Annotated in this window: 15 protein-coding genes and 2 pseudogenes; 8 read left to right on the top strand and 9 right to left on the bottom strand. The window is 35.0% G+C overall.

What is annotated here, in order from left to right:
* Positions 1–31: 31 nt before the first annotated feature.
* The 3 genes from IG80_RS0107485 to IG80_RS0107475 form a co-directional block, all read right to left on the bottom strand.
* Positions 32–649, bottom strand: coding sequence for an SEL1-like repeat protein (locus tag IG80_RS0107485; RefSeq protein ID WP_032113169.1), 618 nt, complete (start codon positions 647–649; stop codon positions 32–34).
* A gap of 34 nt (positions 650–683) precedes the next feature.
* Positions 684–881, bottom strand: coding sequence for a hypothetical protein (locus IG80_RS0107480; RefSeq protein ID WP_032113168.1), 198 nt, complete (start codon positions 879–881; stop codon positions 684–686).
* A gap of 75 nt (positions 882–956) precedes the next feature.
* On the bottom strand, positions 957–1,244 hold the full coding sequence (locus tag IG80_RS0107475) for an integrase core domain-containing protein (RefSeq protein WP_032113167.1): 288 nt from the start codon (positions 1,242–1,244) through the stop codon (positions 957–959).
* A gap of 46 nt (positions 1,245–1,290) precedes the next feature.
* Here IG80_RS0107475 and IG80_RS14015 point away from each other — a divergent pair.
* A pseudogene (locus IG80_RS14015) lies at positions 1,291–1,380 on the top strand (recombinase family protein); the annotation flags it as partial.
* Positions 1,381–1,657: 277 nt separating this feature from the next.
* Here IG80_RS14015 and IG80_RS0107470 read toward each other — a convergent pair.
* Positions 1,658–2,512, bottom strand: a complete 855-nt coding sequence (locus tag IG80_RS0107470; RefSeq protein ID WP_156962092.1) for a hypothetical protein — start codon at positions 2,510–2,512, stop codon at positions 1,658–1,660.
* Between the two features lie 1,120 nt (positions 2,513–3,632).
* Between IG80_RS0107470 and IG80_RS16815 the strand changes: the two genes are divergently transcribed.
* From IG80_RS16815 to IG80_RS0107440, 7 genes are all read left to right on the top strand, one after another.
* A complete protein-coding gene (locus IG80_RS16815) occupies positions 3,633–3,905 on the top strand; it encodes a helix-turn-helix domain-containing protein (RefSeq protein WP_084756286.1) in 273 nt (90 codons plus the stop codon).
* 83 nt (positions 3,906–3,988) lie between these two features.
* Positions 3,989–4,570 carry a mobile mystery protein B gene (locus IG80_RS0107465; RefSeq protein ID WP_032113165.1) on the top strand — a complete coding sequence of 194 codons (582 nt, stop codon included), beginning with the start codon at positions 3,989–3,991 and terminating at the stop codon, positions 4,568–4,570.
* Between the two features lie 132 nt (positions 4,571–4,702).
* Positions 4,703–4,870 carry a phosphopantetheine-binding protein gene (locus tag IG80_RS16810; protein WP_156962114.1) on the top strand — a complete coding sequence of 56 codons (168 nt, stop codon included), beginning with the start codon at positions 4,703–4,705 and terminating at the stop codon, positions 4,868–4,870.
* Between the two features lie 14 nt (positions 4,871–4,884).
* Complete coding sequence (locus IG80_RS0107460) at positions 4,885–6,114, top strand: multidrug effflux MFS transporter (RefSeq protein WP_032113164.1); 1,230 nt, start codon at positions 4,885–4,887, stop codon at positions 6,112–6,114.
* Between the two features lie 6 nt (positions 6,115–6,120).
* Positions 6,121–6,381, top strand: a complete 261-nt coding sequence (locus tag IG80_RS15710) for a hypothetical protein (protein ID WP_198027262.1) — start codon at positions 6,121–6,123, stop codon at positions 6,379–6,381.
* A gap of 520 nt (positions 6,382–6,901) precedes the next feature.
* Positions 6,902–7,831 (top strand): class I SAM-dependent methyltransferase, encoded by a 930-nt coding sequence (locus IG80_RS0107445; RefSeq protein WP_032113162.1) that lies wholly within the window; start codon positions 6,902–6,904, stop codon positions 7,829–7,831.
* Positions 7,832–8,341: 510 nt separating this feature from the next.
* Positions 8,342–9,085 (top strand): sensor histidine kinase, encoded by a 744-nt coding sequence (locus IG80_RS0107440; RefSeq protein WP_198027261.1) that lies wholly within the window; start codon positions 8,342–8,344, stop codon positions 9,083–9,085.
* A gap of 60 nt (positions 9,086–9,145) precedes the next feature.
* Here IG80_RS0107440 and IG80_RS0107435 read toward each other — a convergent pair whose 3' ends face one another.
* The 5 genes and pseudogenes from IG80_RS0107435 to IG80_RS0107415 form a co-directional block, all read right to left on the bottom strand.
* Positions 9,146–10,123, bottom strand: coding sequence for a response regulator (locus tag IG80_RS0107435; protein WP_032113160.1), 978 nt, complete (start codon positions 10,121–10,123; stop codon positions 9,146–9,148).
* A 120-nt stretch (positions 10,124–10,243) separates the two neighbouring features.
* Complete coding sequence (locus tag IG80_RS0107430) at positions 10,244–11,161, bottom strand: LysR family transcriptional regulator (RefSeq protein ID WP_032113159.1); 918 nt, start codon at positions 11,159–11,161, stop codon at positions 10,244–10,246.
* Positions 11,162–11,849: 688 nt separating this feature from the next.
* Positions 11,850–11,942, bottom strand: a pseudogene (locus IG80_RS16805) (recombinase family protein); the annotation flags it as partial.
* 269 nt (positions 11,943–12,211) lie between these two features.
* Positions 12,212–12,436, bottom strand: a complete 225-nt coding sequence (locus IG80_RS12490) for a transposase (RefSeq protein ID WP_075553170.1) — start codon at positions 12,434–12,436, stop codon at positions 12,212–12,214.
* Positions 12,437–12,555: 119 nt separating this feature from the next.
* Positions 12,556–13,977: a hypothetical protein gene (locus IG80_RS0107415; protein ID WP_232224349.1), complete on the bottom strand. Its 1,422-nt coding sequence runs from the start codon at positions 13,975–13,977 to the stop codon at positions 12,556–12,558.
* Between the last annotated feature and the right edge of the window lie 394 nt (positions 13,978–14,371).

Here is a 14,371-nt window from a genome sequence, read left to right as displayed (position 1 = left end):
TTACTTTACTTGATTTTTTAATAAGTTACCTTTAATTATCACTAAGGATGAAGGATGGAAGTTTTAAAATCCTCTCCATTAGATTAGGTGGTATGTTTTCTCCAAAATACTGTGTTAGCTTATTTTCACGCTCTGCTCTTTTTAAAAAATTAATTGAGTCTGCATCTCTTTTTTCAGCCGCCTCTATATACCATTTTAAAGCTTCCAAGGAGTTTTCTTTTACACCTTTCCCTCTCCATAAACGACTTGCATACTCTTTTTTAGCAATTAAACAATCGCCCAAAGCACCTAAACGTAATAAAGCAGTACTACGTTCAGAGTTATTAACCATCTTATCAGCCAGGGCATATTTATAGGTGAGATGCGCTAAAGTTTCTGGATTGATTTGCTTTATATCTTCCTCCTGAAGCATATTTAAATCTTCAAGTGGTAATTTAGATAATTTCTCTGCATCAATAGTATTTAAATTTAATCTAGATGGATTAATTTTCATAGAGGGAGCTTTTTCATAAGAATGCCATAAAGGAGAAATGGAAGTATTGTGATGATGCGGGGGGCTGGCAAAATCAACCGGTTCATTGTTTGAACTTCCATAACAAGAGTTTCCCATAAGAAAGAGACTACTTAAAAACAACTTATATAATTTCATAGTAATAACCTCCTAGAGTTTTTTCAAATAAAGACTATAGCTTATTTGCTTCTTTTTGGATAACTCGATTTTCAACTTTTTCTACTTCGATAGGCTGATCATCTTGTTTTTCTTGCTCTATCATAATTGCCTTTTTTGGTCTATCAAAAGTAGTGTTAGCACTAACTTCCACTAGTATTTTTAATCCATTTTTGGTGACCTTGGCCACGTTATATTGAAGAAGTGTCGCCAAGAATTTAGGATTCTCCAATATCCTAAAATAAGTTCCTGAACACCGTCGGCAAGCTTCTCTTGTAATGCCCCCAGTTTAGCAAGCGAATATTAAAGGAGCCTCCTGTCGTTTGAATTTGGTTAAAAATCTCTGTTCAAAGGTATTTGGTGATGTATACCCAAGCGTTGAATGCAAATAAGCCGCATTGTAGTGTTCGATCCATTGGTTTAGCTTATCAATAAAAGCCGTTGGGCTAGTCCATTCCTTCAGCCAAACAAACTCTTCCTTGAGAGTACGCATAAATCGCTCAGTATCTGCATTACCTTTAGGATTGTTGTAGCTGGTGAAAGCCTGGTGAAGTCCCAAAGCACGGCATGCCGCCATAAAGCTAGTATCCTTGTTTTAAGTTCTCTTGCTTAAAGGAGTTTTGATGCTAATAGGTTACATGCGCGACTCTAAGGCAAATGGATCACAGTTACTTGATTTGCAACGTGACTCTTTGCTTCAGGCTGGACTAGATCAACCAATTTGTGCTTCATGTTAATGATATTTTCCAGGCTGTGGCGGAACAAATCTTGGCTCAAATCTCTTAATATTTTGGTGGCTGCATTGTTTAAATCTGATTTTTATTTTGCAAGGTTTTAGGGGGATATACCCTTCTTTTTTGCAATTATTTTATCAGATTTTACCACAAAATGCAGCTGTTTCCCTGCCTCCATATCCTTTTTAACGGAAGACTATTTAAAACTTTATAGGAAAGAAGATTGAAGATTTCCACAAAAGTTCTTGGCCGTCCATTATTTTAAATTTTTGCTCTTTTGCTTAGTCATTAAGAAGTGTTCGCGAGCCTCTATTGCGGCATGTCCTTCTCGTATCCCCTCATCTGAGATCTTTTTAATCTCGGATATCAACTCATTTTTGTTAGCAAAATGGCAATCAGGATCCTCGCTAGCTTTAAGAAATATATGCGCTAGATCTCCTTTTTGTGAAAAGTTTAATGTGTGCCAGCTTTGAATAATAGAAGGATCTTGGGAATACCTACTTGCTTTAGTAAATTCGTCATTGCTTAAATAAAATTCAAGAACCCTTACCCATGCTTGATAATTTGAAGGGTTATAAAAAATGGCTTGACGCAATAAATTAAGGCGCTTTTGCAAAATAGCATCATACGTAACCTCAAAATTTAACATGCTTGGACCCTTCTGGGTTGTATAAGTAATATGGCCTTTCAAAGGAGAATAGCTAACCCAAGTAATTTTGCTGCTAAATACGAGCAGGTGAGTATAAGTTTGCGAAAGTTGATAATAAGCATCGGAAAGTAACTTGTTCGTTTCTTCATCGTAATAAAGGCCTGACCCATTAGTTTCGATGCTAGCAATAAGCGTTGTAATAATATACTCTGCAGCGTAATCACCAAAATCAGTTGTAAGTTTAGGATTGTATGGATGGTTAAGGTGTCTAAAAGCATTGGCAATGGATAAAATTTGGCTCCCTGATAAATAAGAATTAGAGGAAAAAAGCTTATCATCAATAAGAGTGTGTAATTCTGCAAATGTCAAATTTTTTGATTCCCACTCTTTAAATAAAGTATCGAACAGGGCATATCCTTCAGTTATTCGTTTCTTTTTTTCAACCGACCATTCTTCTTTCATCGTAAAGCTTTTTTGTGAAAGAGATCCGAATTCAAGATTCCTTCCTTCTGAAGTGGAAGTCCATATATCATTAAATATATTTAACTTAAAAGTGGGATACTGGGTGAAGCTTAAGAAAACTCTTTGATTATAAGGTAGCTTTGAGATATCAATCAGGCTGCTTAGATAGCTCTGGTGAAGAGGTTGTTGAACGCCATAAGGCTGTATTAATGGCATATTAGCAATATTTGCGTTGGAACCTTGTGAGAATCCGGTATCCATTGCTAAAGCTGCTGTTAGGGTCGTCCCTGTCAGGATCGTCCCTAAGAATAGATTCCTCATAAACATAAAATGCTGCATTTTAATCTTGCTCTCTCTCAAATAAATTCCCAGAATACAAGTTAATATTTATTGTAAGAGTGTCAATATGAATACTTAAAGAAGAATTTGTTTAGCTGAAAGAATGAACTAGACCAACGGACCCTCTAAATGCAACAGCCCCATAATTCATCAGTATTCCATTATAATAATCAATGTAAGGTAGCTGCAAGATATGCTAACCCCAGATTAAAACTTTTTAGCTTTTTAAGTATCGATAAAAGATAGCACGAGATATATTAATGTTCCGCAAATGTTGTACACTATAGCTTACTGCTAATCTGTCCAATATTTGGGGGCCACCTCTGTACTAACCTCATTTAGCTTGGTTTATCTGACAGAAGCCTTTGGGCATTATGGCTTATGGGTAATTATGATTCCTATTACTGTCAGTTTCTTATGGAGAGTCCGTCATTTTGAAAAACTGGAAAACTTACTTGAAAATTCTAGAAAAAGGTCTTTATGCCAGAGAGTTTTAAGCCAAATTCTTTCTAAGAAAAGCAGAATCGCTAGTTAGTTAGTATGATAATAAATGTCTACTTTTCTTTATTTAAACTAAACATAAATATATTCACCTTTTAGGTTGACAATATTTAAATTGAATTCACCTTATAAGTTGATATAACAAGTATATATTTCAACTTATAGAGTGTTATCTCGTGCTTGATTTACTAAGAAGACAAATTGATAAGCAAATAGAAGTAGTAAAAGATCTAAATATTATCGAACGACCTCATTTAGGTTGGATTCGTGCTATACGTGAATCTCTTGGAATGACACGCGCAAGCAGCTCTCCAAGAAAATAGGGATTTCCTCACAATCTATTGAGAAGATAGAAAAATCAGAAGCATCAGATACCATATCTCTAAAAACTTTAAGAAATGCTGCTGCTGCTCTGGATTGCCGGTTAGTATATGTTCTTATTCCTAAAGAGCCGCTTCAAAAAACTGTTGAAAAACAAATTATAAAAAAAGCAACCAACATTGCAGATACTATCTCTCATTCCATGAAGCTGGAAGACCAAGGAACAAGCTAAGAAGAACTATCAGAACAAATCAAAGACATTATTGCAGATATTAAACGTCGCAAAAATATCTCTCTTATTTGGGAGGATGATGAATGAAATTTGTCTACGCAGAAGGAGCAACTCCCTTTAACCAAGATGACTCTGCCCAACTTATACCCAAACATATAACAACCCAAACTCAGCTTAACGAATGGGAACAAGCAAATATCATAATTGCCGAAAAATGGCTTTTTTCTCGTAAAAGAAAAGACCTTCTTACTATTGACTTCATAAAAAAATTACATCTTAAAATGTTTGATAAAACATGGTTGTGGGCGGGAAAGTTTCGGCATCATCAAACAAATATTGGTTTGCCATCCTTTCAAATTCAGCCAACTTTAAAAATTTTATGTGATGATGTGCAATTTTGGATCTCTAATTATACATTTCCTATTGATGAAGTAGCAATACAGTTTCACCACAGACTTGTTCATATTCATCCTTTCCCAAATGATAATGGAAGGCATTCTCGATTAATGGCTGACGCCTTGTTAATTCAAATGAGTACATCACGCTTTAGTTGGGGAAGAAAGAATTTAGCGCTTTCATCTGATACACGGCACCAATACATAAGCACTCTTAAATTAGCAGATAAAGGTGATTACCAACACCTTCTTAAATTCGCAAGAAGTTAAATGAAATTAAGCCATAGGTTGAGGTAAAACATCCTGTTTAGCTGGAGATACCGACTCATTTTCTAGTCCTTTTTTACTCGGGACTATAGCTTAACATCCTGTCCGAATTCTAGAGCCCACCTCTTTAGCGTTATAGAAAGTTTCTTTAATGTAGGGGGTAATTCTTTGCATATTCCGCAAATTGTTGGTTCTATAAATAATGAATTTAAGACTTGCTTGACAATACGTGGCTTTATCTTGAATTCTACAATCAGAGAATTAAGTGCCTTTCGTTTAAACAACGGGCTGTTAGCCGCGTAGCAAGAGTAATCGTGATGTCAGTGCCTAAACATATAGTACCCTTATTTATTATTATTTTAATTGTGGGTCTTCCTCAGTTAAGCGAGACAATATATACCCCTGCCCTGCCAGAATTAGCTAGTAGTTTGAAAATTACAGATGCTTTGGCTGAATATACTCTTACGACTTATCTTATAGGATTTGCTTTTGGCGTTCTTTTATGGGGGAGTCTCTCTGATAAAATAGGAAGAAGGCCTGGTTTATTTATGGGATTATCTGTATATATTTTGGCTTGTGTTGGATGCTGGTTAAGCACTTCAATTGAGTCTCTTCTTATCATGCGTTTTATCCAAGCCTTTGGTGCAAGTGTTGGTTCAGTCTTAGGGCAAGCTATTGCGCGAGATGCTATTACGCCTGAAAATAGAGGTAAAGTATTTTCTAAAGTAAGTATCGCAATGGCTTTTGCGCCAGCTGTTGGGCCTATTCTTGGAGGAGCAATAACTCAATATTATAGTTGGGAGTCAGTATTTATCGCTCTCATTTTTCTTACCTTATTAATAATTGGCCAGATTTATTATTATCTTCCAGAGACCAACCTTAATATCAAAGCAAATAAGGGTAAAAAAAGCCTTTTTACCGAATGCTTACAAAAAATTATTTTTGATAAAAGAGTTTTTGGGTTTGGCTTTATTATTGGGTCAGTGAATGGAATTTTATTTGGATATTTTGCTGAATCTCCATTCTACTTTATTGAATCAATGGGGATGAATAGTGCGCAATATGGAATGATGGCCTTCTTTATTTGTTTCCCTCTTGCTTTAGGAGGAATGATTTCTAAAAAGTTGCATTCCTTTTCTTATACCTCAAATGAGATTATTAATTTAGGTATACTTCTCTCAACTTGTGGCGCCGTCATATTTTATACGCTGACAACGTTAAATATAATTGTAACTGGTTTTTCATATGGTTTGATTGGCCTATCCCTTTTATGTGTATCCATTGTTATGACGGGTATAACAATGATTATTCCAAACTCTTTGAGCCAAGCTCTAGAAGACTACGGTCAATATGCAGGAACTGCTGCGTCAATTTTTGGATTTTATTATTATCTTATAATTTCAGGAATGACAGGTCTCATGGCATTTCTCCATAATGGTAGCCTTGTAAGGCTACCATTGTTCTTCCTAATCCTAACCGGTTCAATGTATGCCGTCTTTAAGGTAACAATTGAATCAAGGAAAAACGTTAAACTAACAATAAATTAAAAATAAATGTATACTAAAATATTTTCTATTATTCTAACTAATGGTACCATCCTTATTATTCCTGGTCTAAACTTCGCGGTTATTACCAGGAATACAATCAATGATGGTATCAATGCTGGTATAAAATGCGCTTTAGGAGTCTCACTATCAATTATGGTGCATGTAGTTTTATCTATATCTGCCATAAATGGTGTTGTTTCTTCTCATTCTTCTTTGTTTAATGCAATAAAAATCCTAGATCTTTATATATTTTTTGTCGTTGCATAACTCCTCATATTTCTCTAATCCATCATAAAAAAAAGTGATAGGAACAGAAAGGCATTGACCTAGACCAAGAAGACGGCTTGCCGGAATGCGATCTAAACCATTTTCGTATTTATGAATTTGCTGGCTTGTTACCCCACAAGAGCTTTTGCCACATGATGCTGTGGTAATCCTAATTGCTTGCGACGTTCTTTGAGTTTTTTGCCTATCAGGCTTTCTATGGAGGAAGTTTTCGTTGGCATTTTTATATTTGTCTTTCTCGCTAAATAGCATTTTTTATAGCTGCTTTTCTTCTGCCAACAGGAAAAGCAATCACATTTGCCTTGGAAACAACGTGTTCCTTTTCGGGGCTTTGAACCTTAAGAGAAAAAAAAACAATCTAAAATTATACTTATTGACCACCATGCCTAAATACAATACGTATAACATTTATTGATAAGGTCATCTCATTTTAAGATGCTTATTTTAATAAAATTGGATGTTTCACATAGATATAGAATTCCTATAATAAAAAAATAAAAAAATGAAGGGTTTACAAGAAATGGAAATAAATACTTTAATATCCAAAGATTCTAAAAAAACTCAAATCCACTATAAAATCTTAAATGAAAATTTTTATTCTTCTATTAGAAGAGAAATTACTGAAAAAAGACTATCTTACCTTTCTGAAGCTTCTAAAAAGTTACCTCTTCCTTCTCTATTTGGCAAATTCACATCCGATAGTCATTATCTGGCAACCGTAGATTTATTCATAAAAGCAACTGAGGAAACTCGGAATCGAGGAACATTCTTCCTTAAACAGATTATCCCTTCTCTCCAAAGTTATGGTAAACTTTTGGATATAGGCCCTGGAAACGGTATGCTAACGAAGTGGGTTGGGAGAAAATTTAAAGACATAACATTGATAGATCCAGTCCCTCAAGTTTTAGAAAACATCTTACCAAGCTTTTTTTCTAAAAAAACTGCTTTAAAAAAAATTAATCAATCATTTTTGCAAACTATTCTTCCTAAAAACTACTTTGATCTTATTATACTATCGCATGTTATATATCATTTCCCCGAAGAAAAATGGATCGATGTAGTAAAAAAGGCCCTAGTCTCTTTAAAACCAAATGGAATATTAGCAATTGTAATTAACAGCGGATTAGATAGAGAAAAGCTGGGGGATAATTTTAAGGGTAAAACTTACCCCATTGAAGATCTTATTCTTAAAAGCAGCCAATTAAATAAGAAAATAGAAATTTTTTCTTCAAGAGAATCCTTTTACGCTAAAGACTTAACAACCATGCTTCATATTTGTGGGTTACATCTTCATGACCTTAAAGGAGAAGCAGTTCAAAATGATTTAGAAAAATATATAAAGAGTAACTATTTGTTAGGAGAAGATACATATAAAATGGAAATGTTCCAACATTTTATTATTATTAAAAATGACCCTATTGAAAACTATTGATAGAAAAATTATGGATAAAGCTAAGGATGAAAACTATCCTTACTTTATCTATGCGTTGTTTCAGACGATAAGTAACCCTATATATTACCTGCTATGGTATTATTTTGATAACCATACTTATGATAGTTTTACAGTTAGGCTAATTATTAATCTTTTATGTATTCCTTTACTGTTTCATAAATTCTGGCCTACAAAGATTTTAAGATTTTTGCCATATTATTGGCATGTTACTATTCTTTATTCCTTGCCATTTTTTTTACATTTATGCTTTTAAAGAATAATTTTTCTTATGAGTGGTCATTAAATTCTTTAACTGGTTTTGTGCTATGTATTATCTTTATTGATATTTCTTCTCTATTATTTCTACTACCAATTGGAGTTGGTCTAGGAATATTATTTTATGATTTCTCAACAGACCAGCCATTTTATCCCTTAGATCGTATCCAACCTGTATTGATAACCTATAGCTCTATAATTATATTTGGTAAGCTATTTGTTATTAGGAATAGTGTGGTTCAAAAAATCAAGCAACAATCCCTCAAAATGCAGGCAGCAGCCATAGCACATGAGATGCGGACTCCTTTAGCTGCAATTTCCCATTTAGCTGATGGACTGAAAATCAATCTACCAATACTTATAAACACTCAACAAACGACGCAAGATAAAGATGAGAGCGTAACCTATGTTCATAAAAACCAATTACAATACCTTGAAGATACCCCCACAGAACTAGAAGCCGTAACAAAAAGCGCTTTTATCGTCATTGATATGTTATTGATGAATTTACGAGAAAACCCATCAGAAGCTGTACTTGAGAAACATTCTATATTAGATTGTGTAAAGAATGCGCTTGATGCCTATGCGTTAACAAAACGAGAGAAAACTTTGATTTCACTTGATATTGCTGATGACTTTGAAATTATGGCAAATTCTCATCTGCTAAAGCATGTCTTTTTCAACTTGCTTAAGAACTCCCTTCATTATATTAAAGCCGTCCGAAAAGGGAAAATTGTGATATGGACAGAAAAGGGAGAACAGGTCAATAAATTATACTTTAAAGATACCGGTAAAGGCATCTCCAAAGAAAGCCTGCCTTATGTCTTTAACCAATTTTATAGCCGTACTGACCATGGAACAGGGGTTGGACTTGCCTTTTGTAAAATGGTGATGCAACACCTAGGCGGCGACATTACTTGCGACTCTATAGAAGGTGAATTTACTCAATTTACTTTAATATTCCCAGTCCTTAAATAGCTGATAATTATTCTTCTTTTGGGTTAAAGAAACCAGGGGGCCGTTAGCCCCCCTCTTCTTTCATCTACTCCGACTATATTTCTCAAAAGAAAGGACTTCGGAATGGGTTACATAATCTGCATCAGGAACATAGGCTACATAATACGTTTGATTTCCTTTCACTTCTTGAACAGGATAGGCATACTTCTCCCATTTTTCAGGCTCTGGGTGCATTTCGCCTCCACAGAAAGGCAAGCAAACCATCTTTCGTTTTTCTTCTAAATCTTTAATTAAAGAAGAAGATATCTGTTTTGTCGAAGTCATTTTATCTTCAAGGATACCTTGGAATTCTAATTGCATTCTTTCGAAGATTTCTTCTGGGTATGTAAATAAAGCACTTGGCTTACCTTTTGGCGAAAGAAAAACAAAGCTGCCAAAAATTTCATTTAAGTAATATTCGCAAAAATTATGCTTTTTTACTAATTCATCAAAATAATCAATAAATGCAGGATCGTAAAAAGCTGTATCTCCTGGATTTTCAGCAGAATACTCTCGCAAAATAGCTTCAACTGATACATCTGTAAGAGATCTAAAGTATTTTAGCTGACTTTCTTTCACAAAATCATTAATGGCTGCAGATGGATCAGGGTGATTCTTTGGAATATATCCATCAATAATACCTTTATTAAAAGCTGTTATTGCCAAGCTTTCATCTGCTGCTCCTGTATATAAAATTTTGCGAATATATGGATTTTGCAAATTTTCGCAGAACTCCAAACCTTTCATGCTTGGCATCTCATAGTCGACAATGACTGTGGATATTTCTTCATAGCGTCTAGGATTATAAATAGTTTTGTAAATCTCATCGATTTTACGATCCTGAATAGAAAAGCTTGATTCCGAATTATTAATCAGCTCTAACGCTGCTTCAGGACTATCAAAATAATCATAGCTTGCTACATTCTCATCAAGGATAGGCACCAAGCTCTCTAGCAGCAATGTACTGTCATCAACAAAGATAACTTTCGTAGGATAATAACAGCATAAAAGAGATTTCATTTTTTTTCTTCCATTCCTCACGCATATAATTCTAGTTTTACATAAAATAATTAACAAATAATAGATTTAGTAGAAAAAATCACTTCCAATTAAATATAACTCTCCAGAAAAGCATATTATCTAAAATATATCTTGCTCTTTAAAGATCTTTTTTAAATAGTCTCCAAATGCTCGAACGCTCTTTACTTCCTTTAGTTCTTCAGGAAAAATATAATATATTTTCATCACTGGACCAGGAACATCGGGCAGAACTTGCCTTAAATTTCTAGTCTTGAAGCCGGTATAATCCGAAGGTGCGGAAATAATCCCCACCCCCTCCTCTGCAAGCTTTAGTCCTCCTAGGAGTGAATTTATCTGTAAGGAAGCCTCTCTACCATTTTCTAATGTAGTCCCTATTTTTAAATGCCAATTGGTGTCTACTAGGATGTTTCCATAATCCTCTACCTCTATTAATGAATGATTATCCAAATCTTCCACTGTTTCTGGCTTGCTATACCTGCTCAAGTATTCAGGGCTTGCATAAAGCTTGTATTCAAGACGGGTAATATAATGATGAACTAAATCAGGCCTGTTTTCTATATATGGATGGATAAGTATATTTTCGCCAGAAAGAGCCAAATCTATCCCATTATTGGCTTCTTCAAGAATAATTTTGAGTTTCGGGAAACCTTTCATGAAATAACAAAGTTGAGAAGATAAATACATGGATATGAAGTTAGAAATACTTACTACTTTCAAGTGTCCATCTATGTCCTCATTTGATTGCTGCAAAAGAAATTGTAGGGGAGCAATTTCCCTAAAAACTTTTTCGACAACGCTGAAAATCTCTTCCCCTTTAGGGGTTAAGCTAATCTCTCTACCATCACGAAAAAACAATTGATCATCCAGAGTCTTCTCCAGGTCCCTTATGCTTCTGCTAACAGCAGATTGATAAACCATCAAATGACGGCCTGCTTTTGTAAAGCTTTTAAAGTAGGCTACGTAATAAAATATCCTTAGTTTATTCCAATGTGGGAAATCAGGTGACGAGGCATACAATGCAGTTCTCCTATAAATTTTGATCTTTATAAATCAAAAAACTAAATACTGGCTTTAATAGGATTTCCCTAAGCAGCTAGCTTCAATATAAATTTTATTTTAAACCCCCAATTCGCATAAAAATCCCCTCACTCTTTTTGTTGAAAAAGAATGTTAAATTTTTTCAAAATGGTAATTTGCTATTTTATTTTTTATTACAGATATAAATAGTGATTATAATTTTTGACCAGTTACCAAATAGATAGTCACTATTTTTGGTATGTCAATATGCCCTATTCAATATGACAAATAATCATAGCAAGCAGGCAGCAGCATCACATAATCTTTTTCAAATTAAACACCTTAGAGCATCACAACCAGCCTTAACATGAATATCTTTGGCTAGAGATTTATAAGATCAAAAAATGAAGCTGCCATGCAGCAACTATGTATTCGAATTCCAGATCAGCGTTTAGGCTGGACGTGCACTTGTTAAGAATGAGACGGAAGGGGGAGAAAAAAAACCACTGCAATGGGTGGGGGCAACAAGATCTAAATTACCTAATCGCTGGAGAGTATAACACTAATCAACTATTAAGCTCTCATACGGTAATCTTTATTCATAATTAGTTAGCTCTCTCTTAATATCGTCTAAAAATTCATTATAGGAAGGCACCACTCCTTTATCATAAGGGGTATAAAATATTGAAACCATGTCTATGAATCTCACACTATTAACACTACGCCCTAAACGATCAAGTTTCCAAGCCACAAATGTATCGCCTTCCCGCAGCTGCTCAAGTGGTTGATTTGCCATCCTTCTCTTTGTAGGGTTACATGAATACGACGATAGCCATAATGCACACGGCTATAAGCAATATCCCTTATCTTTTGCTTTAATACAGCCTGCTGATCTCGGCGAGATTGATAGTAGTAAACGGAACGCTGAAATACGAAAACACGGCATATTCGCCTACAGCTTACTCCATAAAGCTCTGCCAGCTCATTGACAATAATCCGCTGATCGGCAGGCTTTAACCTTTTTTTGATAACACATCCTGAAGCATCTTCTTATCTAGGGCTAAGTTCGGCTACAAGTTGCTTCAATTTACGGTTCTCTTCTTCAATTAACTTTAGGCGCTTCACTTCAGAAGGCAATAACCCTCCATATTTACTTTTCCACCTATAAAACGTGGCTTGGGAAATGCCTAAATGCCTTGTTACATCTTCAACGCTTGTTCGTTCCGTTTGATGTAAAGCTAAGGCTATTTGTTCTTCTGTAAATGTCTTCTTCATCGAAAATTCTCCTTATCCTTTGTTGCTATTATATTGAGAATTTTCTCAAATCCCTGGTCCAGGTTTTTTTTTGGGGGGGGGGGGGAAGACCAAATTATTCAACAAGGTTCGGCGTTATATTAGGTAGGGTCCCCTAATCCGAGCTGTTTAAGAACATGCTCATATGCGTCAAGTGTTCCTATCCAAATTAATCCTCCTTGTGAAATGGCATTAAGTTGCTTTGTAAACTTATCTCTCGTCTCTTCATCACAATTTTTTAAATGTATCATAATTGCACGGTTGAAAAGGAAAGTTGCGTTATTAGCGTCCTCATTTAATGGATTTGATGCATCATATCCAGCCCAAAAATAATAGTATCTTGCCATTCTTAAGTACATGTTAATATCTTCGTCATAAGGTTTTAGCTGGTCATCACCTTCTTTATCTTTTTCATATAATTCTTTTAAAAAATTGAAAGCTATCCTTTCCTTTCCCTTTAATATTCTTCTGTAATCGTAATATTCCGTTGTTGAAAAGAATGTGGGCTGAGAGGAAGAGCATTTTAATGTGCAGTTGACCCTAGGAAAAAGGGGGCTTTCCATAAGAAATTTTTTAAAATGAGCAACTGCTTTTTGACGGTTTCCTTCTTCTGCTTCAGTCCAGGCGTCCATTGCTTGGTTCCATTGCTGATTGATTATTGTTAAAGCAGGACCTGGTGCTAAAATATCTCCGTCATAGGTAGACAGACTCCCCTTAATAAGTCTCCACAATCCTATTCCATAGCAAGCCGTACCTCTTTGAAAACTTGGTAAAGTGCTTGCTATTTCGTTTGCCTTATTATAATATTCATATGCTTTATCTAGATTTATAGGCAATACGGATAATTTCTTTCCCTGACTAGTGGTTATTCCAGTAAGATGCGCTTCATAAAGGATAAGGTTTGCCTCTATAGACCCAGACAAGCTTGTTGTTAATATATCAAGAACTTTTAAAACTTCCTTTTTTGATTTACGTGCCTCAAGTCGCTCGTCTAAATAATGGGCTACATTCTTATCTAAGGATAAATCAGTGCCTACTTTCTGTTTCTTATAAACTTCTTTTATTATTTTAAAATTCTCGTATATGTTATCCTGGCATTTCTCGGCATTCATAAATAAGTGTTTTTGAAAGACAAAAGAAACAGCTGACAGATCATATGCCTTAAAAGCTGGATCTAACCACTTATTCCGAGGAGGACGCGATTCTCTGTTAGAACGCTTGTATTGTGTCTTGTATTGTGTAATTCCGATAGCTGCATGAGCACGGGGACGACCATCACGAAAGTCACTCAAAAACTCATCCATATTTTTATACTGCCCACACTTTACTATTTCTTTGAAAACCGGTACAAGACTGTAGACAGCATCTCTTGTTTCATGGGAAGCAAGCAGCAAATTTGCCAAATCTTGCATCGAACAATAAGAAAGGATTAAGTCTTTAGGTTCATCGGAAAGATATACTTTGCTGTTATCATCCTGAGAAGTGGGCTGGGCAAAGAAATTACAATAATATTTTTCTACCAACTGGTTAAACAAAGCTTCCAGATCGCTTAATCTGTTTTCATGGTCGTCCCCCAGAATTAATTTTCTAATTTCTGGCGTAAATTTTTTTAAAGAATCTAGGTTTTCCCTATATTGGGCAATTTTATTATATTTTTCGCTGCCCTTATATTTCTCTTTGTATTCCTCGCCATGTTGTTCTTTTTCGTCAAGTGCAGCCATGATTTCATACGCTTGGGTTCTTTGCCTTTTATGCTCTTGAGATCCTTCTTCCTCTTTTTCTATCTTTATCGAACTATAGGGCCTTTTTGGTGCCCTGGGGAGGCGTTGTATCATCCACTTCCATAGCCATGGTCGTCATTGGTGCAACAGAGAGAAAGGAAATTAAGATTTTTATTGGTATTTTCATTTGAAAAAG

It is taken from the genome of Candidatus Paracaedibacter symbiosus (assembly GCF_000757605.1).
GTDB classification, from domain to species: Bacteria; Pseudomonadota; Alphaproteobacteria; order Paracaedibacterales; family Paracaedibacteraceae; genus Paracaedibacter_A; species Paracaedibacter_A symbiosus.
This window is presented reverse-complemented; position numbering and strand designations above follow the sequence as displayed.